The sequence below is a fragment of the Mycobacterium kyorinense genome (assembly GCF_001672775.1).
In the GTDB taxonomy this organism is placed as follows: Bacteria; Actinomycetota; Actinomycetes; order Mycobacteriales; family Mycobacteriaceae; genus Mycobacterium; species Mycobacterium kyorinense_A.
In genome coordinates this window covers 1-23,296 of sequence record NZ_LZKJ01000027.1, presented here as the reverse complement: position 1 = coordinate 23,296, position 23,296 = coordinate 1, and the positions used below count along the sequence as shown (strand labels likewise).

22 protein-coding genes and 1 pseudogene are annotated in these 23,296 nt (G+C 67.1%); 8 read left to right on the top strand and 15 right to left on the bottom strand.

What is annotated here, in order from left to right; all coding sequences use genetic code 11:
* Positions 1–75: 75 nt before the first annotated feature.
* The gene (locus A5707_RS01570) at positions 76–1,275 is read left to right on the top strand and encodes a protein kinase domain-containing protein (protein ID WP_065012811.1); all 1,200 of its coding nucleotides are present in this window, start codon (positions 76–78) and stop codon (positions 1,273–1,275) included.
* 31 nt (positions 1,276–1,306) lie between these two features.
* Here the strand turns inward: A5707_RS01570 and A5707_RS01565 are convergent, their stop codons facing one another.
* The 3 genes from A5707_RS01565 to A5707_RS01555 all read right to left on the bottom strand — a co-directional run bounded on the left by A5707_RS01565 (position 1,307) and on the right by A5707_RS01555 (position 4,297).
* Positions 1,307–2,695, bottom strand: coding sequence for a class II 3-deoxy-7-phosphoheptulonate synthase (locus A5707_RS01565; protein ID WP_065012771.1), 1,389 nt, complete (start codon positions 2,693–2,695; stop codon positions 1,307–1,309).
* A 44-nt stretch (positions 2,696–2,739) separates the two neighbouring features.
* The gene (locus A5707_RS01560) at positions 2,740–3,246 is read right to left on the bottom strand and encodes a polyadenylate-specific 3'-exoribonuclease AS (protein ID WP_065012770.1); all 507 of its coding nucleotides are present in this window, start codon (positions 3,244–3,246) and stop codon (positions 2,740–2,742) included.
* A gap of 154 nt (positions 3,247–3,400) precedes the next feature.
* Positions 3,401–4,297 (bottom strand): hypothetical protein, encoded by an 897-nt coding sequence (locus A5707_RS01555; protein WP_065012769.1) that lies wholly within the window; start codon positions 4,295–4,297, stop codon positions 3,401–3,403.
* Between the two features lie 61 nt (positions 4,298–4,358).
* On the opposite strand from A5707_RS01555, the gene A5707_RS01550 reads away from it, so the two are divergent.
* On the top strand, positions 4,359–5,675 hold the full coding sequence (locus A5707_RS01550) for a glycosyltransferase 87 family protein (RefSeq protein WP_065012768.1): 1,317 nt from the start codon (positions 4,359–4,361) through the stop codon (positions 5,673–5,675).
* Between the two features lie 11 nt (positions 5,676–5,686).
* On the opposite strand, the gene A5707_RS01545 is transcribed toward A5707_RS01550, so the two are convergent.
* The 5 genes from A5707_RS01545 to A5707_RS01525 form a co-directional block, all read right to left on the bottom strand.
* Positions 5,687–6,424 (bottom strand): lysophospholipid acyltransferase family protein, encoded by a 738-nt coding sequence (locus A5707_RS01545; protein ID WP_065012767.1) that lies wholly within the window; start codon positions 6,422–6,424, stop codon positions 5,687–5,689.
* A 144-nt stretch (positions 6,425–6,568) separates the two neighbouring features.
* Positions 6,569–6,952 (bottom strand): hypothetical protein, encoded by a 384-nt coding sequence (locus A5707_RS01540; RefSeq protein ID WP_065012766.1) that lies wholly within the window; start codon positions 6,950–6,952, stop codon positions 6,569–6,571.
* A 67-nt stretch (positions 6,953–7,019) separates the two neighbouring features.
* Positions 7,020–8,282: an ArsA family ATPase gene (locus A5707_RS01535; protein WP_082969186.1), complete on the bottom strand. Its 1,263-nt coding sequence runs from the start codon at positions 8,280–8,282 to the stop codon at positions 7,020–7,022.
* Complete coding sequence (locus A5707_RS01530; protein ID WP_065012764.1) at positions 8,275–8,712, bottom strand: SRPBCC family protein; 438 nt, start codon at positions 8,710–8,712, stop codon at positions 8,275–8,277. Before A5707_RS01530 ends, A5707_RS01535 begins: the two co-directional genes overlap by 8 nt.
* Positions 8,713–8,796: 84 nt before the next feature.
* Entirely contained in the window at positions 8,797–9,186 is a 390-nt protein-coding gene (locus A5707_RS01525; RefSeq protein ID WP_065012763.1) for a polyketide cyclase / dehydrase and lipid transport, read from the bottom strand.
* A 164-nt stretch (positions 9,187–9,350) separates the two neighbouring features.
* On the opposite strand from A5707_RS01525, the gene A5707_RS01520 reads away from it, so the two are divergent.
* Positions 9,351–11,150: an AMP-dependent synthetase/ligase gene (locus tag A5707_RS01520; RefSeq protein ID WP_065012762.1), complete on the top strand. Its 1,800-nt coding sequence runs from the start codon at positions 9,351–9,353 to the stop codon at positions 11,148–11,150.
* A gap of 15 nt (positions 11,151–11,165) precedes the next feature.
* On the opposite strand, the gene pimB is transcribed toward A5707_RS01520, so the two are convergent.
* The 4 genes from pimB to A5707_RS01500 all read right to left on the bottom strand — a co-directional run bounded on the left by pimB (position 11,166) and on the right by A5707_RS01500 (position 14,642).
* Positions 11,166–12,299 (bottom strand): GDP-mannose-dependent alpha-(1-6)-phosphatidylinositol monomannoside mannosyltransferase, encoded by a 1,134-nt coding sequence (gene pimB / locus A5707_RS01515; protein ID WP_065012761.1) that lies wholly within the window; start codon positions 12,297–12,299, stop codon positions 11,166–11,168.
* Positions 12,300–12,319: 20 nt separating this feature from the next.
* On the bottom strand, positions 12,320–13,084 hold the full coding sequence (locus tag A5707_RS01510; protein WP_156657446.1) for a hypothetical protein: 765 nt from the start codon (positions 13,082–13,084) through the stop codon (positions 12,320–12,322).
* 64 nt (positions 13,085–13,148) lie between these two features.
* Complete coding sequence (gene ripC / locus A5707_RS01505; RefSeq protein ID WP_419866373.1) at positions 13,149–14,282, bottom strand: peptidoglycan hydrolase RipC; 1,134 nt, start codon at positions 14,280–14,282, stop codon at positions 13,149–13,151.
* A 126-nt stretch (positions 14,283–14,408) separates the two neighbouring features.
* Entirely contained in the window at positions 14,409–14,642 is a 234-nt protein-coding gene (locus A5707_RS01500) for a hypothetical protein (RefSeq protein WP_065012759.1), read from the bottom strand.
* A 140-nt stretch (positions 14,643–14,782) separates the two neighbouring features.
* Between A5707_RS01500 and A5707_RS01495 the strand changes: the two are divergent.
* Positions 14,783–16,570, top strand: a pseudogene (locus A5707_RS01495) (DEDD exonuclease domain-containing protein); the annotation flags it as partial.
* Here A5707_RS01495 and trpD read toward each other — a convergent pair.
* Positions 16,508–17,518, bottom strand: a complete 1,011-nt coding sequence (trpD, locus tag A5707_RS24300) for an anthranilate phosphoribosyltransferase (protein ID WP_232000595.1) — start codon at positions 17,516–17,518, stop codon at positions 16,508–16,510. The pseudogene A5707_RS01495 and the gene trpD sit on opposite strands and share 63 nt — an antisense overlap.
* 211 nt (positions 17,519–17,729) lie before the next feature.
* Between trpD and A5707_RS01490 the strand changes: the two genes are divergently transcribed.
* From A5707_RS01490 to A5707_RS01475, 4 genes are read left to right on the top strand one after another with little or no spacing between them, the layout of a single operon-like run.
* Positions 17,730–18,341: a cytochrome c oxidase subunit 3 gene (locus A5707_RS01490; protein WP_065012758.1), complete on the top strand. Its 612-nt coding sequence runs from the start codon at positions 17,730–17,732 to the stop codon at positions 18,339–18,341.
* Positions 18,338–19,189 carry a c-type cytochrome gene (locus tag A5707_RS01485; RefSeq protein WP_065012757.1) on the top strand — a complete coding sequence of 284 codons (852 nt, stop codon included), beginning with the start codon at positions 18,338–18,340 and terminating at the stop codon, positions 19,187–19,189. Before A5707_RS01490 ends, A5707_RS01485 begins: the two co-directional genes overlap by 4 nt.
* Complete coding sequence (locus tag A5707_RS01480; protein WP_065012756.1) at positions 19,186–20,397, top strand: ubiquinol-cytochrome c reductase iron-sulfur subunit; 1,212 nt, start codon at positions 19,186–19,188, stop codon at positions 20,395–20,397. The genes A5707_RS01485 and A5707_RS01480 overlap by 4 nt, the downstream gene beginning before the upstream one ends.
* On the top strand, positions 20,394–22,040 hold the full coding sequence (locus A5707_RS01475; RefSeq protein WP_065012755.1) for a cytochrome b: 1,647 nt from the start codon (positions 20,394–20,396) through the stop codon (positions 22,038–22,040). The genes A5707_RS01480 and A5707_RS01475 overlap by 4 nt, the downstream gene beginning before the upstream one ends.
* A 127-nt stretch (positions 22,041–22,167) precedes the next feature.
* Here A5707_RS01475 and A5707_RS01470 read toward each other — a convergent pair whose 3' ends face one another.
* Both A5707_RS01470 and A5707_RS01465 read right to left on the bottom strand, forming a co-directional pair.
* A complete protein-coding gene (locus tag A5707_RS01470; protein WP_065012754.1) occupies positions 22,168–22,806 on the bottom strand; it encodes a DUF2561 family protein in 639 nt (212 codons plus the stop codon).
* Positions 22,806–23,296: MmpS family transport accessory protein (locus A5707_RS01465; protein ID WP_232000591.1), on the bottom strand; the 491-nt coding region annotated here is incomplete at its 5' end. The genes A5707_RS01465 and A5707_RS01470, both read right to left, overlap by 1 nt.

Below are 23,296 nucleotides of genomic sequence, written 5' to 3'. Positions count from 1 at the left end.
CCCAGTCTAGAGCCGATTCCGGCGCGCTGAGTGCACGTTTCGGGCGGAATTCTCGCCGCCGCCTACGATGGCTCCGTGAGGGGAGCGGGCGTCGGGGACGACCTGGAGGGCACATTGCTCGACGGGCGGTACCGCGTTGCGACCAAGATCGCCACCGGAGGCACCTCGACGGTGTATCGGGGGGTGGACTTGCGGTTGGACCGGCCCGTCGCGCTGAAGGTGATGGATTCGCGTTACGCCGGCGACGAGCAGTTCCTGACCCGCTTCCGGCTCGAGGCCCGCACCGTGGCGCGGCTCAAGGACGCCGGCCTGGTCGCGGTGTACGACCAGGGCCTCGACGCTCGACATCCTTTCCTGGTGATGGAGCTCATCGACGGCGGCACCTTGCGGGAGTTGTTGACCGAGCGGGGCCCGATGCCGCCACACGCGGTTGCCGCAGTGCTTCTCCCGGTGCTCGGCGGGCTAGCGGTTGCTCACCGTGGCGGACTGGTTCATCGTGACGTCAAACCGGAAAACGTGCTGATCTCCGACGACGGCGAAGTCAAAATCGCCGACTTCGGGTTGGTCCGGGCCGTGGCGGCAGCCGGAATCACCTCGGCCAGTGTCATTCTCGGCACCGCGGCCTACCTGTCTCCGGAGCAGGTCCGCGACGGCGATGCCAGTCCGCGCAGCGATGTCTATGCGGTCGGCATCATGGCTTTTGAGTTACTGACCGGGGAGCCGCCGTTTACCGGCGACTCGCCGTTATCGGTGGCCTATCAGCGGCTGGATTCCGATGTGCCCGCACCCAGTACGGTGATCGATGGTGTGCCAAGCGAGTTCGATGAGTTGGTGGCGCGCGCGACAGCGCGCGATCCCGCCGACCGTTACGCTGACGCCGCCGACATGCGCGCCGAGTTGGATGACATCGTCGAGGAGATGGGGCTGCCGGATTTCCGGGTGCCGGCACCCCGCAACTCCGCCCAGCATCGGTCAGTCGCCGCCTCCCACAATCGAATTGAGGAAGACCAGGCCGCCGATGAGCATCGGCGCTCGGCCCGGCCCGGCCCGGTGCGCCACCCCACCCGGCAGCTGACCCGCGACGACTGGCCGGAGGAACCCGAAAATCCGGTCGAGGCGGAACAATTCGCGGGCATCGAGATGAGCGAATTCGTCTGGGCGCGTCAGCATGCCCGGCGGATGGTGCTGATTTGGCTCGCGGTGGTGCTGGCGCTCACAGGCCTGGTTGCGGCCGCGGCCTGGACGATCGGCAGCAACCTCAGCGGCCTGCTGTGAGCCTCGTACGCCGCGAGCGTGATCGGGGTAGCTAGTCGCGCAACATCTCTGCGACGAGGAACGCCAATTCCAGCGACTGCTGGGTGTTCAGCCGCGGGTCACACGTCGTCTCGTAGCGGCCCGCCAGGTCGGTATCCGAAATGTCTTGCGCCCCACCGAGACATTCGGTGACGTCCTCGCCGGTGATCTCGACGTGGATGCCGCCCGGGTAGGTGCCCAGCGCACGATGCACCTCGAAGAAGCCCTGAACCTCGTCGACGATGCGGTCGAAATGCCGGGTCTTGTAGCCGTTGGACGACTCGTGGGTGTTGCCGTGCATGGGGTCGCACTGCCAGATCACCTGATGACCGGTGGCCTGGACCTTTTCGATGATCGGCGGCAACAGGTCACGCACCTTGTTGTTGCCCAGTCGGCTCACCAACGTCAACCGGCCCGGCTTGTTGTGCGGGTCGAGCCGCTCGACGTATTCGACGGCCAGCTCCGGTGTCGTCGTCGGCCCGATCTTGACGCCGATCGGGTTCGCGATCACCTCGGCGAACGCCACGTGTGCGCCGTCGAGTTGCCGGGTCCGGTCACCGATCCACAGGTAATGCGCCGACAGGTCGTACAGCTGCGGTTCGCCGTCCTGGCCGTCTGACATCCGCAGCATGGCGCGCTCGTAATCGAGCACCAGCGCCTCGTGGCTGGCGTAGATCTCCGCGGTCTGCAGATTGCGGTCGGCCACCCCGCAGGCGCTCATGAACTGCAGTCCGCGGTCGATTTCAGCGGCCAGCGCCTCGTAGCGGGCGCCTGCCGGTGAAGTTCGGACGAATTCGCGGTTCCAGTCCTGCACCAGGTGCAGCGAGGCCAGCCCCGACGAGGTGAGTGCGCGTACCAGGTTCATCGCCGCGCTGGCGTTGGCGTAAGCACGCACCAGTCGCGACGGGTCGTGCTCGCGCGCTGCGGCCTCCGGGGCGAACCCGTTGACCATGTCACCGCGGTAGGACCGCAAGCCCAGCGCGTCGAGATCAGCCGACCGCGGCTTGGCGTATTGCCCCGCGATGCGGGCCAGCTTGATCACCGGCAGGCTGGCACCGTAGGTGAGCACCACGGCCATCTGCAGCAGCGCGCGGATGTTGGCGCGGATGTGCGGTTCGGTGTTGTCGACGAATGTCTCGGCGCAGTCACCGCCCTGCAATAGGAACGCCTCACCGCGCGCGACCTGCGCCAACATCTCCTGCAGCCGCACGATCTCGGAGGCCACCGTTATCGGTGGGACGCTTTCCAGGACGGTGCGCATCGCCTTGGCCTGGTCGCTCGGCCAGCTCGGTTGCTGAGCAGCGGGCTTGGCCAAGGCGGTGTCGAGTTGGGCGCGCAGATCGGCCGGCAACGGTGGCAGCGACGGCAGCTGGTCGATCGGTACGTCAACGGTCCAGTTCACCTGTCTATGGTAACCGGGCGTTGCAGCCCTCTGACCAGCGCTGTTCAACAGCGACGCTGACCGGCCGGATCACCGTTTGCGGTGATGATCTGAAACCGCCGCAGCTGGTCGCGGGCGTCGACCAGGGCGTCATGGACGTCGGCCGGCCGTCGTGGCATCCGAGGGCGTCCCCGCTCCTCCCATAACTGGCGCAATTCCCGGGTGAACTTGGGCATCGCCGCTGGAAGATCCGTCATCGCCCCCCACAGCTGACATAACGCCACATGGTCGTAGGCGCCTACCCAGGCCCACAGCTCGATCGGCTCGTCGTTGTCGACGCCGAAGAACTCCTCCAGGTCCGAACGGATCCGGGCGCGGCTACGCCACAATTGCGACGCCGGCGGCGGCAGCTTGGGCAGCACATGGGTGCGCACCCAGCTGCCTGCCCGATCGGGGTCGAATTCGGTCGAAACCGCGTAGTATTCGCGGCCGTTCTCGGCCACCACCCCGATCGAGATCAAGTCGATAGTGCGGCCGTCCTCGATGAACTCGGTGTCGTAGAAATACCGCACGCCGGGGAAGCCTAGCCCGACGACGATGCAGACTGCGGAGCGGTCTGAGGAGAAGTCGGGCGATCCGACCTAGCCCGACGACGATGCAGACCGCGGAGCGGTCTGAGGAGAAGTCGGGCGATCCGACCTAGCCCGACCTCGCCGATTGCCGGACTCAGCCCGGCCCGCCGGCCGCCAGGGCGCGCTGCGTGCCGTCGGGCGGTGGCGCGGCATGGACCTCGCGGTCCAGCTGTGCGTCGACGGTGCGATCGTCGGGCCGGCGCGGCGTGCCGGCGATCGCCGACTGCAGCGACAGCTTGGCCCGCACCACCGGCCGGCGCAGCATGCGTTCCCGCAGCAGTGACTGCCGCATCTTGTCCAGCTGGCGGTTGTAGCGCCACCGTGCCCACGGGGCGTGTGGACGTGACAGCCGGATCGCTCCGATGACCAGCAGCGGAACGAAGAACATTCCGATCAGACCCGTCCACACCTTGCCCTTGAGCAACACCACCACCGCCAGCGGCGGCATCAGCACCAGCCCGACGATCACCGCGCCGTGCAGCAACAGCGAGTGGGTGTCATGCCAGAAGGAGATGAAGAACATCAGCGGATGCAAGCCCAGCACCAGCAGGCCCCCCACTGCGGTGGCGGCAAAGACAGCGTCGACCGACGTGCGGCCATCCTCTTCCCAGTAGACATCCGAGAGATGCAGGATCAACGCGTACTCATCAAGAACGAGTGCTGCGCCGACACCGAAAAGCGTTGCTGCCAAAGTAAATTCGATTCCACGGCTATCGACGTCCAATGACACCAACGCGATACCGGACACCATCACCAAAATCACCCCCACCACCACGTGGTGAATATGTAGTGATCCGATGTGGATATTGCGTGGCTCCCACCATCTGGGCGCCACGCCCCGGTCTGCGCGATAGCGGATATAGCGCACAAAAGATCGGGTGACAAAGAATGTCAAAATGAAGGCGACCAGACAACACAGCAGCGGCAACCTGCCGCTATTGATGATGTCGTCTTGAAACCACCTGAGCACCTTAAAAAAGTACGCCGTCATCCAACGCGCCGCTCGTCACGACACCGCGTGCGGCCTACGGCACCGATAAGCTGTCTCCGACATGAGTACGAGGCGGTCGCCCGACGTGGGCAGTCGGCGGGGGCAGCTAGCCAACCGGGGGCAGCTAGCCAAGCGGCCGGTCGTTGTGTGGGGCCTGCTCACTGCCGCCGCCGTGGCGGCGCTCGGTTACGCGGCCTGGCTACTGCTTGGCCACGCCCCGTACCGCATCGATATCGACGTCTACCGCATGGGTGGCCAGGCCTGGCTGGATGGACGTCCGCTTTACGCCGACGGCGCAACGTTCCACACTCCGATCGGCCTGAATCTGCCGTTCACCTATCCCCCGTTGGCGGCGATCGTGTTCTGTCCGTTCGCGTGGCTGGGACTGCCGGCCGCCAGCGTGGTGATCACGTGTATGACGTTGGCGTTGCTGATCGTCTCGACCGTGATGGTGCTGACCCGACTCGACGTCTGGGCCACCTCGCGCGTGGCGCCGGGGCCGGCGTGGCTGCGGCGGTGGTGGCTGGCCGTCGTCATCGTTGCGGCAGCGGCGGTCTGGCTGGAGCCCATCAAGTCGAACTTCGGGTTCGGCCAGATCAATGTCGTGCTGATGGCGTTGGTGCTCGCCGATTGCATGCCGCGCCGCACACCGTGGCCGCGGGGGCTTTTGCTGGGCGTGGGCATCGCGCTCAAGCTCACTCCCGCGGTGTTCCTGCTCTATTTCCTGCTGCGCCGGGACGGCCGCGCAGCACTGACGGCGATCGCGTCGTTCTCGGCGGCCACCGCCGCGGGTTTCGCGCTGGCGTGGCGTGACTCCTGGCAATACTGGACGGGCACCGTCCAGCGCACCGACCGGATCGGCAACGCGACGCTGAACACCAACCAGAATCTCGCCGGTGCACTGGCCCGACTAGGGCTGGGCGAGCAGGAACGGTTCTTGCTCTGGGCGGCGGGATGCCTGCTGGTGCTGGCGTTGACGGTGTGGGCGGCGCGACGGGTATTGGCCGCCGGCGAGCCGGCGGTGGCGGTGATCTGCATTGCGCTGTTCGGATTGGTCGTGTCGCCGGTGTCGTGGTCGCACCATTGGGTGTGGGTACTGCCGGCGTTGGTGGTCACCGGCGTGCTGGCGTGGCGGCGACGCAACGCGCCGTTGGCCGTGGTCACCGCGGTCGGCATAGCGCTGATGGTGTGGACGCCGATCGAGTTGATGCCCAAACACCACGAGACGTCGGCGGCCGGGTGGCGCCAGCTGGCCGGGATGTCCTACGTGTGGTGGGCGTTAGCGACCATCCTCACCGCGGGGCTCGCCGTCACTGCTCGCACAGTGCCGCGCGGGTCGGCCGCGCCGGAGCCGGCAGCAGTCTCAGCGGTCAGCTGAGATCGGCAGAGCTAGCCCGCAGCGGTCTCGGGGATCCGGGTTGGTGGCTTGCCGGCCGGCAGCGGCTCGGCACCGTTGCCGTGGTCCTTGGCGGTGGCGGCATAGATGTCGACGTATTCCTGACCGGATAGCCCCATCAAGTCGTAAATCACCTCATCGGTGACGGCGCGCTCGATGAACCGGTTACCGGCCAGCCCGTCGAACCGGGAGAACTCCATCGGCTTGCCGAACCGCACCGTCACCCGGCCGAACCGCCACATCTTGCTGCCGGGCGGATTGACCACGTTGGTGCCGATCATCGCCACCGGGATCACCGGTACGCCGGTATGCAACGCCAGCCGGGCCAGGCCTGTCTTTCCCTTGTACAGCCGGCCGTCGGGTGAGCGGGTGCCCTCCGGATACATGCCCAGCAATTTGCCTTCGCCTAGCAGCCTCGCCGCCGTGTTCAACGCGGCCTCGGCGGTGTCGGCGTCGGTGCGATCGATCGGAACTTGTCCGGTGGTGCTGTAGAACCAGCGGATGAACCAGCCCTTGAGCCCAGTGCCGGTGAAATATTCGGATTTGGCCAGAAACGTGATCCGGCGGCGCACCACCAACGGCAGGTAGAAGCTGTCGGCCACCGCCAGGTGGTTACTGGCGAGTATGGCTGGTCCGGACTGCGGGATATTTTCCAGTCCTTCGACCTTCGGCCGCCCGAGCATCGCAAGCAGTGGGCCCATGAAGATGTACTTGAAAAGCCAGTACCACATGGCCCTCCCTCTCGCCCGCCCCGGATAGTGTTCTGCGCCAAGAGTACCCATCGAGTCTGGATGCGACCATAGGACCGCTGTGGGTTGCCCAGCTCCTCGGGCGGCGGGCCGTCGCGCCCGGCTGCACCGCGCCGGCGTTCGCCGTTACTCCTCTACGGTAACCGCAATGGGCTGGTAACGGCTTTTTGGGCTTGGCGCGCCATCGGGTCCACTAGTCGTCGCACCGCCGGACGGACCGTCCGGTGGCGGAGGCGGCACCGACTGATCCACCTCCTCGATGACGGCCCGGATCACCGTCAGCAGCGCGACGCTGTGTTCGGCGACGACGGTCAGCAGCGGGTGCTGTTCGCCGGTGACCAGGGCCGCCAGCGCGCAGACCGGACACCAGAGCTGTTGGCATTGGCCGGTACCCGGGCCGCGGCCCGACGCCCGCATCGCCGCGGCGCGCACTGCAGGGTCGATTCCGTCGAGGATGCTCTGCGCAAGTTTCCGCAATTCCGGACCGATGTCGGGGTGAACGCCGCTCATCTGCGCCGCTTCTCCTTATCGCTTCGTCCCCAGCTTCGCGGGCGCCCCGCAACATCGTCGCCGGCGGTCACGTCGGCCACACGTCCGGATCAGGCTGAAAACGCACCGTAAGCTCGCTACCTCGAAGGTGGGCGTCCAACACCGTGCAGCGCCGCAGCACCGAGGCCAACCGCACTCTGCGCCGCATTCCGCCGGCACTGATGATCAGGTCGTCGTCGACCCGACCCAGGGCAAGTCCGCCGGAATCGACTTGCGGCAACTCTAGTCGCAATCGGTAGATCGACTGCAGACCCGATCCGGATTCGAGGTCGACGACGGGACGCAACGGTCCCGGCGGTGCCGCTCCGCCGCGCCGACGCGCACTGTCCATCAATTCGCCCAGCGCCTTGGGGCCGATCGGCTCGCCAGCCAGGTGCGGAGCCAGCACAAGCGCCACGTCGCCGATGGTGGTATTCAGTTCGTCCAGCACCGCGCGCTGTTCACAGATGCGTTCCGCATACCAGTCGAAAGCAGGGTGATCCGGCAGATTTCGATACTCGTACGAATCATCTTGCAGCAGAATCTGATTGACAATCAGCTCCTCGACCCGGACACCCATCAGCGCTAGTGAGCCCAGGGTTCGGGCCGCCTCGGCGGCGACCACCCGTTCGGCGGTCAAGACCAGATGCGCCCCGACCAGCGCAGGGTCGGTCAACAGGGCGCTGAGCCGTTCGACGCCGGCGCTGATCCGCTCCAGCAGTGCAACAACTGCGGTGGATCGGGCATCGTCAGCAGCGGCGGAGAGCCGACGGTGTCGTGGCCACGCGCGCTCGACGTAGAGCGTGAAGGTGGCCGGCAGGGTCAGCATCCGCAGAGCATCAGCGGTCGAGGCACAGTCGACGACGACGTGGTCCCACCGTCCCGCGGCGGCCAGTTCGCCGACCTCGTGCAAACCGAGAACTTCCTGGATGCCCGGCAGGGCCGAGAGTTCCTCGGGGGCAATGCTGTTCAGCTCCGACTCGGGAAAACGCCGACCGACGGTGTCGACCACGTCGCGCCAGCGCGCCTCCAGCAGCGCCAGGGTGTCCATCGCCAGCGCGTCGAGGAACCCGCCGCCCATGTCCACGTCGTCGGCGAGAACCCGCACCGGATCGCGGCGGCCGGTCGGCGGGACGGGGACGCCCAGTACGTCACCAAGTGAATGCGCCTGGTCGGTGGAAACCACCAGCACCCGTTGGCCGGCGCGGGCATCGGTGACCGCCGTGGCGGCCGCCAGGGTGGATTTTCCTACCCCACCCTTGCCGACGAAGAGACTAATCCGGGCCAGGGCGGGCGCTGCCGACTCACTCAGCCTCGACTCGTTTCTTCAGATCCTTCAATGCGCTGTCGGTCAGCCTGCGCTCTGCTTTGCGCTTGAGCAACCCGATCATCGGCACAGCCAGGTCGACCGTGAGCTCGTAGGTGACGTCGGTGCCAGACCCCTTGGGGGACAAGCGGTATACGCCGTCGAGGGCCTTGAGCAACGAGCTGGAGACCAGCGACCAGTGAACCGAGCGGCGGTCTTTCGGCCAGTCGTAGGAAAACACCAGGGTGTCTTTGAGGACGGTGGTGTCCAGCACCATGCGTGCCACCTTGGGGTAGCCGTCAGCGTCGGCCTCGAGCACCTCCGTCTCCTTGTACTCCGAGACCCACTCTGGATAAGAACCGATATCGGCGATCACGTCCATCACCGTGCCGGGGTCGGCATCGATGTGGATGGTCTGCGTCGTCTTCTCCGCCACCTGGCTGCTTCCCTCTCCCCCGTAAGCGGGCGCTACCCCCAGTCTCGGTCAGAAACGGTACTCCCCGTACCAACCCGGATGGGCTCAAGCCACCGGAGAAACCCCAACCGGGCGGGACCGCTCCAGCTGCGCTTTGACCTCGAAAGCCATTTTCTTTCCCGCCACCCGGCGCCGGTGGGTCATTCGGGCGAGATTCATCCGGGCCAGCTGCCAGGCCGCGACCCCGGAGGGCTCGGCGTGGAGGAAGTAATGCAGCAGTACCCCGTCGAGCGACGGCTCCAGCCAGACCTCCATAGTGCCGGTCAGTGGTCCCGTCACCGCCCACCTGAGTCCTTTGTCGGCGCGGTCTTCGACGACCTCCAGCCGCAGATCAGGCCACCAGCGCCGCCAGCTGGCTCGGTCGGCGACGGCAGCACCGACCCGCGCAGGATCGGCGGCGACAAAGGTCTGATCGGCGACTTGGATGCTGTGCACGGCCCTAGCTTCACACACCCGGCTCCTCCTCAGACCGTGCCGGTATGCATCGTCGCCAGACTCGAGTCGATTGTCCGGCTCCTCCTCAGACCGTGCCGGTATGCATCGTCGCCAGACTAGGCTGGTGGGCACCAGGCCCAGAGACGTCAAGCGAGGTCAGAAGAGTGCGTGAATTGAGTGTTCCCGCCCCATTCGAGGTGGGCGAGCGCGACAACGTCGTCGCCGCGGTTTTCGAGCATGAGCGCGACGATCCCAACCTGGCGATTTTCCAGCGCCTGGTCGACGGCACCTGGACCGATGTCACCTGCGCCGAGGCGGCTGCTCAAATCCGTTCGGTGGCTCTGGGTTTGATCGCGGAGGGTGTACAGGCCGGCGATCGGGTGGCGATCTTCTCGGCAACCCGATACGAATGGGCGATCCTCGACTTCGCGATCCTGGCGGTGGGCGCGGTGACCGTGCCGATCTACGAGACCTCGTCGGCCGAGCAGGTGCGCTGGGTCCTGCAGGACTCCGAGGCAATCCTGGTGTGCGCCGAAACCGACGCCCACGCCACGATGGTCACCGAGCTGACCGGCGAATTGCCCACGCTGCGCCGGGTGCTTCACATCGACGGTTCGGGCCCCAAAGCCCTCGACCAGCTTGCCGAGGCCGGTGCGTCGGTGGATTCGGCCGAGCTGACCGCCCGGATCGAGGCGCTGCGGGCTGCCGATCCGGCCACGCTGATCTATACATCCGGCACCACGGGACGGCCTAAAGGCTGCCAGCTGACGCACTCAAACCTGGTCTACGAGATGCGGGGCGCCAAAGAAGCGTTGCCGACGCTGCTGGCCAAGGGTGAGCGACTGCTGATCTTCCTGCCGCTGGCCCACGTGCTGGCCCGCGCGATCACCTTGGCCGCCTTCGCCAACAAGGTCACCGTCGGGTTCACCAGCGACATCAAGAATCTGGTGCCGATGTTCGCGGTGTTCAAGCCGACGGTCGTGGTGTCGGTGCCGCGGGTGTTCGAGAAGGTGTACAACACCGCCGCCCAGAACGCCGCCAACGACGGCAAAGGCCGGATCTTCGAGATGGCCGCCCAAACCGCGGTCGACTGGAGCGAGGCTCGCGACCGCGGTGGCCCTGGCCTGCTGTTGCGGGCAAAACACGCGCTATTCGACCGGCTGGTCTACCACAAGCTCCGCGCGGCGTTGGGCGGCGATTGCCGCGCCTCGGTCTCCGGAGGCGGACCGCTGGGAGCCAGGCTGGGCCACTTCTACCGCGGTGTGGGCCTGACCATCTACGAGGGCTACGGGCTGACCGAGACCAGTGCGGCCATCACCGTCAACCAGGTGGGCAGCCTGAAGATCGGCACGGTCGGAAAGCTGTTGCCGGGCAACAGCATGCGCATCGCCGATGACGGCGAATTGCTGGTGCGAGGCGGCGTGGTGTTCAGCGAGTATTGGCGCAACGAGCAGGCCACCGCCGACGCGATGGCCGACGGGTGGTTCAAGACCGGTGATCTGGGCGCCATTGACGAAGACGGCTTCTTGACGATCACCGGCCGCAAGAAGGAGATCATCGTCACCGCCGGCGGCAAGAACGTCGCGCCAGCAGTGTTGGAAGACCAGCTGCGCGCACATCCACTGATCAGCCAGGCGATGGTCGTCGGCGACGCCAAGCCGTTCATCGGCGCGCTGATCACCATCGATCCCGAGGCATTCGAGGGCTGGAAGCAACGCAACAGCAAGGCCGCGGGTACTTCGGTGGGTGATCTGGTGACCGACCCCGACCTGGTCGCCGAGGTGGATGCCGCCGTCAAACAAGCCAATCTGGCAGTCTCGCATGCGGAATCGATCCGCAAATTCCGCATTCTGCCCGTCGACTTCACCGAGGACACCGGCGAGCTGACCCCGACGATGAAGGTCAAGCGCAAGGTAGTGGCCGAGAAGTTCGCCGAGGACATCGAGGCGATCTACAGCAATTAAGACGGCCCGGTCTCGTTAGGCGTGCAGCAGGTCGGCGAGCCGGTTGGCCAGCATGTCCCAACGCCAATGCGCCATCACCCAATGTCGGCCGGCGGCTCCCATCGTGGCGGCACGATCGGGGTCGGACAGCAACTCGGCCACGGCGCCGGCGACCTGATCCGTCGACCGGCCGTCGACCACCAAACCGGTCTCGCCGTGCCGCACGGTCTCCGGCGCACCGCCCGAACGCCCAGCAATCACCGGTACGCCGGTCGCCGAGGCCTCCAGAAACACGATGCCCAGCCCCTCGACATCCAGCCCGGCACCGCGGGTGCGGCACGGCATCGCGAACACATCGGCCATCGCGTGATGGGCGGGTAACTCGTCGGCGGCCACTCCGCCGGTGAACGTGACGTGTTCGGCCACCCCGCAGCCGTCCGCCAACCGGCGCAGCGCCGTCAAATGCGGGCCGCCGCCGGCAATCACCAGCGCCGCGCCGTCGACGCGCCGCCGGATTTGCGGCAGCGCGCGGATCAGCATGTCCTGGCCCTTGCGCGGGACCAGCCGAGACAAACACACGACAGTGGGTCGCTGACCCAGCCGGTAGCGGGCACGCAGCTCGATGCGCGCGGCGGGATCGGGACAGAACCGGTCGGTGTCCACCCCGGGCGGCAGGTGCTCCAACGACGCAGCCGGGCCGAACGCCGAGGCGAACCGTTCCCGGGTGTATCGGCTGACGAAGGTGACCACGTCGGTGCCGTCACCGATGCGGCGCAGCACCGACCGCGCCAGTGGAAGCATGGACCAGCCCACTTCATGGCCGTGCGTGCTGGCCAGCACCCGGGCGGCGCCCGCCCCCCGGGCGCGCTGCGCCAGCAGCCCCAGCGGTGCGGCCGCTCCGAACCAGACAGTGTCGATGCGCTGGTCTGCGATCAGCTGGCGCATGCGGGTGTCAACGGTGGGACCCGGCAGCATCAGCGTGCCAGGATGGCGCACCACCTGGTAGGTCGCGCGGGCGTCGAAGACGTCGGCGCCCTTCCACTGTGGCGCGTAGACCGTCACCTCGTGCGTCCCGGAACCGGCGATCCGATCCACAAGCTCACCCAGGTAGGACTGGATGCCGCCGCGTCGAGGAGGAAAGTCGTTGGTTACCAGCAGGACCCGGGACACCTGGGTAGGCTAGCCCGGCGTCAGGACGAGCGGGTCAGCCACTGCTGCCAGTGGGCAACGAGGCCGGCCATGTCGGTGCCGAGCATGTCACGCACGGCGGTGGGCAGGTCGACATGCTTAACACCGCACGCGGTCCGGTAGAACCCAGCCAGGGTCGCCGTCCCGTAGCTGTCGGCGACGAAACGGGCGAACCACCATGCCCGGTCATAGGCCAGTGAGCGCTGCGGCCCGGGGGTGTCGAGCTCGGCATCGGATGGCACAGCGGTGGGCAACGGTGTGCCCGCGGGCACCGCGGTGGGCGGTCGTGCCACAAAGTCAGCCACGCCCTCGGTCAGCCAGCGCGGCGCGTCCAGCGCGGTGGCTGCGCGGGTGGCGTAGTGGAAAAGCTCATGGCTCAACACAATTCGTAGTGCGGATTCGCTCATTCCGGCTGCGCCCGGCGCGAAGACGATCCGCTGGCCGACGGCGACCCGGCGGGCCGGATCGACCTGGTCGGCGACGGCGATCGCCGCAATGTCGGCCCACTGCGCGGCTGACCCGCCGGCCTCAGTCGCGAACTGCTGCTGCGAGCCGGTGCCCACGATCGTGATCTCGCGCGGCCAGTCGGCACCCCAGAACGTCTGGACCGCTTCGACAGCCGTACCAATGTTCGCCGCGACGCGTCTCAGCAGCGACTCGGTGTCCGGCCCGCCGAGGTTGACCAACCGGATAGTGCGCCCGTCGACGGTGAGCGGCCCCGCGGCAGGGGCAACGCGCGGAGCGCCGATCAGCAGCACTGCGGCCAAGACCAACTCCGCGGCAAGGGTGGAGGCCAGCAGTATCGACGGCCACCGCCGTTGGGGCTGGGCGTCAGTAACGGCGAGCGTTGTAAATCGGGCCGGACGAGGTCATCGGCACCACCCGCACCGGCTGACCGTAGGTGGAGGAATGGACCATCAGGCCGTCGCCGACGTAGATGCCGGCGTGCGATGCGTCGGAGTAAAAGGTGAGCACGTCACCGGGCTGTAGGTCCGACAGCGCAACGGGCTGCCCGCCGTGGGCCAACGCCTGGCTGGAGTGCGGCAGCGCGATGCCGGCCTGCTGGAAGGCCCACATCACCAAGCCCGAACAGTCAAAGCCCCCGGGCGCGGCGCCACCCCACGAGTACGGCGCGCCGACCTGGGTCAACGCGGCCTGTACGGCCGTCGCCCCTTGGCCGCTGCCCGGCACCCCGCCGGGAAACGCCTCGGGCGCCTCTGCGCCGGGCCCACCACCGGGCGGCAAGGCTTCGGGTGCGGGGGCGGCGGCTGCCAGCGCAGCGGGCTGCGGGGCCGGCCCGGGTGCGGCCAGTGCGGTGCGCTGCCCCGGCGACAAAGACAGGTACTGCGACTTGACGACAGCGATCTGCACCTGCAGCTGACTTTGCTTGGACTGCAGACTGGCCCGCACAGCGGCGGCCTGCTCGGCGGCGGTCTTGGCGTCTGCCGCTGATTTCGCCGACGCCTGCTCGGCTTTGACGGCCTGGGCGCCCGCTACCCGGTAACTGGCCATCTGCGCGGACATCTCGGTGGCGATCACCCGCTGCACGGCCAGCTTGCCGATCAACTGTTGGGGCGATTCGGCGGTCAGGATCGCGTCCATGCCGTCGGTTCGACCGCCCATATACATCGCGGCAGCAAACTTGTTGACACCGGCCTGGAAGGTAGCCAAACGGGCTTTGGTGGCTTCCGCGGCGGCCTGGTCGTCGGCGTGCCTCTTGTCCGCGGCGCGCTGCGCAGCCAGTTTGTCGTTGAGGTCGAGCTGGGCGCTGTGCATCGCCTCGGTCGTCTGTTCGGCCTGACGGGACAGCTCGTTGAGCTTTGCCATGGCGTCATCGGCCGGATCGGCCAGCACATTGCCGGTGACCGCGCCGGAAAAGATGGTGATAAAGCCCGCTATCGCGGCGACGGCAAATCGCTTGTGGGTGCGTCCAGCCCAGCGTCTACCGTCATGCCCCGACCCCAAAATTTCGTATCCTTCAAACCCGTCGACAAGACGTCGAATTTGCTTTAGGTCTCAGACAGGTTACGAAACGGTATAGGCATTGTCCAACAGTGGAACATTAAGAAATCGCCAAGATTTTGACGGCCGTCAGGCCACCCCGGGTCGATGGATGGGGACCAGCCGCAGCCTGGGCGCCATACCTGCGTCGGCGAGTACCTCCAAGGCGGCCCGCTCATCGGCCAGCAAAGTTTCCGGTACCCCGAGTAGCACGCTGACGACGCAGTCACGGCATCCCGGTCCGCGGACTGCGCAATCGTCGCAGTCGATGATCATCGGTCCTGGCGGCCCGGCCGGGCCGTCGGGCCTGGCGGTTTCTGCCATCTGGCTGGTCCTTTCGCTCTGGTCAATCGATCTGCCCGCAGGCTAGCGGCCACCACCGACAAGGTTTCGCCGCGGTGATCGCGCCCGACGCGCCGCACCGGGTCCGCCGGCTGTCGGTGGCGCTGCCTAACGTCTCGGCCATGGGTGTGCCCGCCCCCGAGCAGCTGAGCTTCGCCGGCCTCGACGCGCTCAAGGACGTGTCACTGCGCGAGACCACCTTCGTCGTCGTCGACCTGGAAACCACCGGCGGGCGAGCGACAGCCGACACGATCACCGAGATCGGAGCGGTCAAGGTTCGCGGCGGCGCCGTACTGGGCGAGTTCGCCACTCTGGTCGACCCGCAGCGCAGCATTCCGCCACAGATCGTGCGACTCACCGGGATCACCACCGCGATGGTGTGTGATGCGCCGACGATCCGCGCGGTGCTGCCGATGTTTCTCGAATTCGCCCGCGGCTCGGTGCTGGTCGCCCACAACGCCGGATTCGACGTGGGCTTCCTGCGTGCCGCCGCCGATCGGTGCGGGATCCCCTGGCCCCGGCCGCAGGTGCTGTGCACGGTCCGGCTGGCCCGTCGGGTGCTCACCCGCGAGGAAGCCCCCAGCGTGCGTCTGGCCGCGTTGGCGCGGCTCTTCGCCGTCGCCAATGAGCCCACCCACCGGGCGCTCGACGACGCCCGCGCCACCGTCGAGGTACTACACGCGCTGATCGAGCGGGTGGGCAACCAAGGGGTGCACACCTACCCCGAGTTGCGGTCCTATCTGCCCGGTGTGACGACGGCTCAGCGCCGCAAGCGAGTGCTGGCGCAGGGCCTGCCGCACCGGCCGGGCGTCTACCTGTTTCGCGGGCCGTCCGGCGAGGTGCTCTACGTCGGCACCGCAACCGACTTGCGGCGCAGGGTCGCCCAGTACTTCAACGGCTCCGACCCGCGCGGCCGCACCAAGGAGATGGTCGCGCTGGCCAGCGCCGTCGATCACGTCGTATGCGCACACGCTCTGGAAGCCGGTGTGCGCGAACTGCGGATGTTGGCCGCGCACGCCCCGCCGTATAACCGTCGCTCGAGATTCCCGCACCGGTGGTGGTGGGTGGTATTGACCGACGAGGCGTTCCCCCGCTTCGCGGTGGTGCGCGCACCGCGACACCAGCGTGCCGTCGGGCCGTTTCGTTCCCGGGCCGACGCCGCCGACACCGCGGCGCTGCTGGCCCGGTTCACCGGGGTGCGCACCTGCACCGCCCGGCTGGCCCGTTCGGCGCTGCACGGCCCGGCGTGTCCGCTGCGGGAAGTGTCACCGTGTCCGGCCGGTCGCGAGCTGACCGCCGCCGAATACGGGCCCGCGGCGCAGCGCGCCGCCGCGTTGATCGACGGGAGCGATAACACTGCGCTGGAAGCCGCGATTGCCCAGATCACCGCCCTGGCCGAGCGGCGCCGCTACGAAAGCGCCGCGCGGCTACGCGACCACACCGGTGCGGCCGTCGAGGTGCTCTGGCGTGGCCAACGCCTGCGGTCGCTGGCAGCGCTGGCCGAGTTGGTGGCCGCCGCACCCGACGGGCAGGGCGGCTGGCAGCTCGTCGTCATCCGTCACGGGCAACTGGCGGCAGCCGGCATTGCGGCCCGCGGCGTACCGCCGATGCCCGTCGTCGACGCGTTGCGCGCGGGCGCGCAGGTGATCCTGCCGGAGTCGGCCCCGCTGGGCGGAGCGCTGGTCGAGGAGACCGCGTTGCTCGCGCGCTGGCTCGACGCGCCGGGAGTGCGCATCGTGGATACTGCCGCGGGCTGGTGTTCGCCGTTGAGGTCTGCCGGACCGTGGGTTGCGTGGGCGGCTTCGGCGCGCTCGGCACGGGCTGCTGCCGAGCAGGCCGTCGCCGATTCAGATCTGCTGACCGAACCGCACCCATCGCGCGAGCAGCTGTTCGGCCGCACCGCTGTCGATGGCGGCGGCGGCGCGGCTCAGCCCGTCTTCCCACGCCGGCAGCCACTCGGCGCGGCTGGATAGCCCGGTATGAGCCACGATCGCGCCGGCGGCGTTGAGCACCACGGCATCTCGCACCGGGCCCTTGGTGCCGGCCAGCACCGAACGGGCCTCGGCCGCGTTGGCCGCCGCATCGCCGCCAAGCAGCTCGTCGAGTTCCGCGCGCGCGAAGCCGAACCCGGCGGGGTCGAACGTCAGCTTGTCCACCGTGCCGGCCTGCACCCGCCAGATCGTGCTTGTGGTTGTCGTGGTCAACTCGTCGAGCCCGTCGTCACCGTGCACCACCAGGACGCTGGAGCGCCGGGCGGCGAACACCCCGGCCATCACCTCGGCCAGATCGGCGAACGCGCAGCCGATCAACCCTGCTCGCGGACTACCCGGATTCGTCAGCGGCCCAAGCAGATTGAAGACCGTGGGGACACCGACCTCGCGTCGCACCGTCGACGCATGCCGATACGACGGGTGAAACTGCGGCGCAAAGCAGAACCCGATCCCAACTTCGGCGACGCTGCGGGCCACCTGCGCGGGGCTCAGGTCGATGCGCACGCCCAGCGCCTCGAGCGTGTCGGCGCCGCCGGACAGCGACGAAGCCGCCCGATTGCCGTGCTTGACCACCGGTAGGCCCGCGGCGGCCACCACGATCGCAGCCATCGTGGACAGGTTGACGGTGGATACGCCGTCGCCGCCGGTCCCGACCACATCGACGGTGTCGGTACCGATCTCGTCAACGGGCAGCCGATGGGCGTGGTGCAGCATGACCTCAGCCAGTTCGCTGACCTCCGCGGCGGTGGGCACCTTCATCGTCACCGCCACCGCGAACGCCGCGATCTGGGACGGCGTGGCGGCGCCGGTCATGATCTGCTCCATCGCCCAGGCGGCCTGTCCGCGCGCCAGGTTCTCCCCGGCCATCAGACCGGCCAGTACCCGCGGCCAGGACGACCCGGAAGATGACTCCGCCACGCGCCGATGGTCCCACAGGGCGATCGCAAGCGCGGCGCAGCCGGGCGCCGCGGGTCGCCCCACCAAACCCAGGGCGATCGCAAGCGCGGCGCAGCCGAACGACTCGCCAATTACCGCCCCGGGTGGAGTTCGACAACTACAAAGCGTCATACTTGCGGATGTGACGAGTGCGGTAGGGACCTCGGGTACTGCTATCACGGCGCGCGTGCATTCGCTCAACCGGCCCAACATGGTCAGTGTCGGCACCATAGTGTGGCTTTCCAGCGAACTGATGTTCTTTGCTGGGTTGTTTGCGATGTACTTCACAGCGCGCGCTCAGGCCGGCGGTGATTGGCCGCCTCCGCCGACGGAATTGAACCTCTACCAGGCGGTTCCGGTCACATTGGTGCTGATCGCCTCGTCGTTCACCTGCCAGATGGGTGTTTTCGCCGCCGAGCGCGGCGACGTCTTCGGGCTGCGCCGCTGGTATGTCGTCACGTTTTTGATGGGGCTGTTCTTCGTCCTGGGTCAGGCATACGAGTACTACCACCTGATGGGTCACGGCACCACGATTCCCGGCAGCGCCTACGGCAGCGTCTTCTATCTCGCCACCGGCTTCCACGGACTCCACGTCATCGGCGGGCTGATTGCCTTCCTTTTCCTGCTGGCCCGCACCACGATGAGCAAGTTCACGCCGGCGCAGGCGACCGCGTCGATCGTCGTCTCCTATTACTGGCACTTCGTCGACATCGTCTGGATTGCGCTGTTCGCCACGATCTACTTCATCCGATGACCAGCCGGCCAACGAACAGGAGTGTTCGCTTGAAGACACTGGGGAGTAATCGCTCGCGACGGCGGCTTCGTCGCCGGTTGTCGGCTGGACTGCTGCTGTTGATGGCGCTGGCGGTGGCTGGCGGGCTGGCCGCGGTGCTGACCCCCACTCCCCAGGTGGCCGTCGCCGACGAGTCTTCCTCGGCGCTGCTGCGCACCGGCAAGCAGCTGTTCGACACCTCCTGCGTGACGTGTCATGGCGCCAATCTGCAGGGTGTGCCCGATCGCGGCCCGAGCCTGATCGGCGTCGGTGAGGCGGCCGTCTACTTCCAGGTGTCGACGGGACGGATGCCCGCCGCACGCGGTGAAGCGCAGGCACCCCGTAAGGAACCGATCTTCGACGGCGGACAGATCGACGCGCTGGGCGCCTACGTCCAGGCCAACGGCGGCGGCCCCACGGTGGTGCGCACGCTGGACGGCAGCCCGGCGATGCAATCCCTGCGCGGTTACGACCTGGGCCGCGGCGGCGACTTGTTCCGGCTCAACTGCGCGTCCTGCCACAACTTCACCGGTAAAGGCGGCGCATTGTCGTCAGGGAAATACGCCCCGGACCTCGAGCCGGCCAATGAGCAGCAGATTCTCACCGCGATGCTGACCGGGCCGCAGAATATGCCCAAGTTCTCTGACCGTCAGCTGTCCTTCGAGGCCAAGAAGGACATCATCGCCTATGTGAAAACCGTCAGCGAAGAACGGCAACCGGGCGGCTACGGTCTGGGCGGCTTCGGACCGGCCCCCGAAGGTATGGCGATGTGGATCATCGGGATGGTTGCCGTGATCGGTACGGCGTTGTGGATTGGGGCGCGATCATGAGCGACGGGCTCAGCGGAGAGGGCAAGGGCACCGACACCCCCGGCCAGAAGGGTGCTCCGGGCCAGCCCAGCGACGCCGAACTGAACGCGATGTCGCGTGAGGAACTCGTCGAGCTCGGTGGCCGACTCGACGGTGTCGAAACGGTTTACAAGGAATCTCGTTGGCCGGTCGCAGGGACCAAGGCCGAGAAGCGTGCCGACCGCGGAATCGCGTTGTGGTTCTTGGCCGGTGGCGGTTTCGGGCTGGCGTTGCTGCTGGTTTTCCTGTTCTGGCCGTGGGAGTACAAGCCGATGGAGGCTGAAGGCAGCTTCTTGTACTCGCTGACCACCCCGCTCTACGGTCTAACATTCGGGCTGTCCATCCTCGCGATCGCAGTCGGAGCGGTGCTGTTCCAGAAACGGTTTATCCCCGAAGAGATTTCGATCCAGGAGCGCCACGACGGCGACTCCCCGGAGATCCACCGCAAGACAGTGGTCGCCAATTTGACCGACGCTTTCGAGGGCTCGACCCTGCGGCGTCGCAAGCTGATCGGAATGTCATTGGGCTTGAGCCTGGGGGCTTTCGGGCTCGGCACTCTGGTCGCATTTATCGGCGGGCTGATCAAAAATCCGTGGAAACCGGTCGTGCAGACCGCCGACGGTAAAAAAGCTGTGCTGTGGACCTCGGGTTGGACCCCGCGCTATCACGGCGAGACCATCTATCTGGCCCGTGCTACCGGTGAGCATCTGGGCTCACCGTTCGTCCGGATGCGTCCGGAAGATATCGACGCCGGCGGAATGGAAACCGTCTTCCCGTGGCGGGAATCTGACGGCGACGGCATCACCCACGAGTCACGTGAACAGCTGCGCAAGATCATGATGGGTGTGCGTAACCCGGTGATGCTGATCCGCCTCAAACCCGGTGACATGTCGCGGGTGACCAAGCGCAAGGGTCAGGAGAGCTTCAACTTCGGCGAGTTCTTCGCCTACACCAAGGTCTGCTCGCATTTGGGTTGTCCCTCATCGCTTTACGAGCAGCAGTCCTACCGCATTCTGTGCCCGTGCCATCAGTCGCAATTCGACGCGTTGCAGTACGCCAAGCCGATTTTCGGTCCGGCGGCGCGTGCGCTCGCGCAGCTGCCCATCACCATTGACAGCAACGGGTACCTGGTCGCCAACGGCGACTTCATCGAACCAGTCGGGCCGGCATTTTGGGAGCGCACCTCATGAGTCCGAAAATCGATATTGGCAATACCCTCGCCCGTCAGGCGCAGGACATCGATACCCGGTATCACCCGTCGGCCGCAGTGCGGCGCCAGCTCAACAAGGTCTTCCCCACCCACTGGTCGTTCCTGCTCGGCGAAATCGCGTTGTACAGCTTCATCGTTCTGCTGCTCACCGGCGTGTACCTGACGTTGTTCTTCGACCCCTCCATGACGGAGGTCACCTACAACGGCGTCTACCAGCCGCTGCGCGGGGTGGAGATGTCGCGGGCCTACGAATCCGCGCTCAACATTTCCTTCGAAATTCGCGGCGGCTTGTTCGTGCGCCAGATCCACCACTGGGCGGCCCTGATGTTCGCCGCGGCGATCATGGTGCACCTGGCCCGCATCTTCTTCACCGGCGCGTTCCGCCGGCCCCGGGAAGCCAACTGGGTCATCGGTTCGCTGCTGCTGATCCTGGCCATGTTCGAGGGCTACTTCGGCTACTCGCTGCCCGACGACTTGCTGTCGGGTATCGGACTTCGCGCGGCGCTGTCGTCGATCACGCTGGGTATGCCGGTGATCGGAACCTGGCTGCATTGGGCCTTGATGGGCGGCGACTTCCCCGGCAACATCCTCATTCCGCGGCTGTACGCGCTGCACATCCTGCTGATCCCGGGCATCATTCTGGCGCTTATCGGGGCGCACCTGGCGCTGGTCTGGTTCCAGAAGCACACCCAGTTCCCCGGACCCGGCCGCACCGAGAAGAACGTCGTCGGGGTGCGGGTCATGCCGGTGTTCGCGGTCAAGTCTGGCGCCTTCTTCGCGCTGACTACCGCCATCCTGGGCTTGATGGGCGGCTTGCTGCAGATCAACCCGATCTGGAACCTGGGGCCCTACAAGCCATCTCAGGTGTCGGCGGGTAGCCAGCCGGACTTCTACATGATGTGGACAGAAGGCCTGGCCCGGCTCTGGCCGGCCTGGGAGTTTTACTTCTGGCACCACACCATTCCCGGCCCGGTCGGCGTGGCGCTGATCATGGGCTTGGTATTCGTGCTGCTGACCATCTACCCGTTCCTGGAGAAAAGGTTCACGGGCGACTACGCGCACCACAACCTGCTGCAGCGCCCGCGGGACGCCCCGGTCCGTACGGCGATCGGCGCGATGGCGATCGCGTTCTACATGGTGCTGACCCTGGCGGCGATGAACGACATCATCGCCTGGAAATTCCACATCTCGTTGAACGCGACGACATGGATCGGACGCATCGGGATGGTGGTGCTTCCGCCGATCATCTACTTCGTCACGTACCGGTGGTGTATCGGCTTGCAGCGCAGCGACCGTGCGGTGCTCGAGCATGGCATCGAGACCGGCATCATCAAGCGTTTGCCGCATGGTGCCTACATCGAGTTGCACCAGCCGCTTGGCCCGGTCGACAGCCATGGCCACCCGATACCCCTGGAATACCAGGGCGCGCCGGTTCCCAACAAGATGAACAAGCTCGGCTCGGCCGGCTCCCCCGGCTCGGGCAGCCTGCTATTCGCCGACCCGGCGTCCGAAGATGCCGCGCTACGGGAAGCGGCGCATGCCGGCGAGCAACGTGCCCTCACCGCGCTTCGCGAGCACCAAGACAGCACCAACGGTTCCCGCGACGGCGAGCACGAGCACTAGCTCCGCGCTGGCCCCGGTCCCATGACCGCGGGTTGAGGTGGCTGGTGGCCGCCCCTCGTCGTGTCCCCGCGCGTCAACGCCTCGAACGTGTCCGGGGCGGAAGTTTGGCGGCGGCGGTTCTGCGTAATCAGTGGTCGGCGAGCATGTGGCGGAGCTGCCGCACGTGGCGCCATGGGATCACCGGCATGGCCACCGTCACGATGCCGGCGATCACGTACGCCGTCCAGGCCGCGGCCTGATGCCCGATGGCCATCAGGTACGTCGCCGTCGCGACGGCGACCAGCGCAACCCCCATCGCGGTCACCAGTTCGACGGTGCCGCGCAACCAGACGCGGTCTACTGTCGCGTCCGTCAACGCGCTGACCGACCGCAGCGCGGTCAACCGTTCCGTCTGGCCGTCGAAGCCGCGGGCCTGCGGATAGCCCGGCCTGACCGGGGGTCCAGCCGCGGCACGCGCCGAGATGTGCCCCGACTGGGCCGCGGGCACCGCCCGAGTCGTGCGTCGAGCACGCAGTAGCACCGGGATCGCCCCGACGATGATCAGCGCCGAAATGACGATGATGGCGTACAGCACCGACGAGGTGTGCGGGTTACCCGCCGTCTCGTGAAAACCCCGTCCCAGGTCGATGAGCGCGACCGTGGCGGCCACGCTGACGCCGATGAGCACCAGCCAGACCGCGGCGCAAACCCCGACTAGAACGCGATCGGCCGTGGTCGACGACGCCATAGTCCACCCGCCTCGGCTGTCCGAATATCTGTTGACCATCAGCAGTTCGTCTGCGGTGCGTTGTTTTCGTTCGACGACAGCACCGCTCCGTCGCTGGTGGTGATCGTGCAGTTGAGCCTGCTGACCCGGAAAAGGCTTGACGCCTCCACTGAGCCGACTTCAGACTGCGAGATCGGCGTGACGGTGATCGACCACGGGATATAGACGTTGTGCTGGGTGCGCCGCCGGCCAGAGGCATCGATGTAGGTCACCGAGATGATGTCCCCGGGCGCCTTGGTACCGGTCACCGAATACGTGACCTGTCGAGGACCGGCCGGAGTGGTGCTCGTCGGTGGTGGCGGCGGTGGCGGAGCAGCTGCCGGCGGCGGCTCCGGTGCCGGGGCCGGTTCCGGCGCAGGAGGCGGCGGAGCCTCGCTGGTGGGCGGTGGCGGCGGCGGAGGCTCACTGGTGGGCGGTACCGGAGCCGCCGCCGGCAGCTGCTCCGCCACCGCCGCCACCACCGACGAGCACCACTCCGGCCGGTCCTCGA

Bases quoted from the DNA above. Each gene is read 5' to 3' on its own strand.
- A5707_RS01470 (WP_065012754.1), bottom strand. From the start codon at position 22,806: ATGGTCAACAGATATTCGGACAGCCGAGGCGGGTGGACTATGGCGTCG.
- A5707_RS01540 (WP_065012766.1), bottom strand. From the start codon at position 6,952: ATGAGCGGCGTTCACCCCGACATCGGTCCGGAATTGCGGAAACTTGCG.
- A5707_RS01550 (WP_065012768.1), top strand. From the start codon at position 4,359: ATGAGTACGAGGCGGTCGCCCGACGTGGGCAGTCGGCGGGGGCAGCTA.
- trpD (WP_232000595.1), bottom strand. From the start codon at position 17,518: ATGGCCGGGGAGAACCTGGCGCGCGGACAGGCCGCCTGGGCGATGGAG.
- A5707_RS01475 (WP_065012755.1), top strand. From the start codon at position 20,394: ATGAGTCCGAAAATCGATATTGGCAATACCCTCGCCCGTCAGGCGCAG.
- A5707_RS01485 (WP_065012757.1), top strand. From the start codon at position 18,338: ATGACCAGCCGGCCAACGAACAGGAGTGTTCGCTTGAAGACACTGGGG.
- A5707_RS01555 (WP_065012769.1), bottom strand. From the start codon at position 4,297: ATGACGGCGTACTTTTTTAAGGTGCTCAGGTGGTTTCAAGACGACATC.
- A5707_RS01500 (WP_065012759.1), bottom strand. From the start codon at position 14,642: ATGGCAGAAACCGCCAGGCCCGACGGCCCGGCCGGGCCGCCAGGACCG.
- A5707_RS01480 (WP_065012756.1), top strand. From the start codon at position 19,186: ATGAGCGACGGGCTCAGCGGAGAGGGCAAGGGCACCGACACCCCCGGC.
- A5707_RS01545 (WP_065012767.1), bottom strand. From the start codon at position 6,424: ATGTGGTACTGGCTTTTCAAGTACATCTTCATGGGCCCACTGCTTGCG.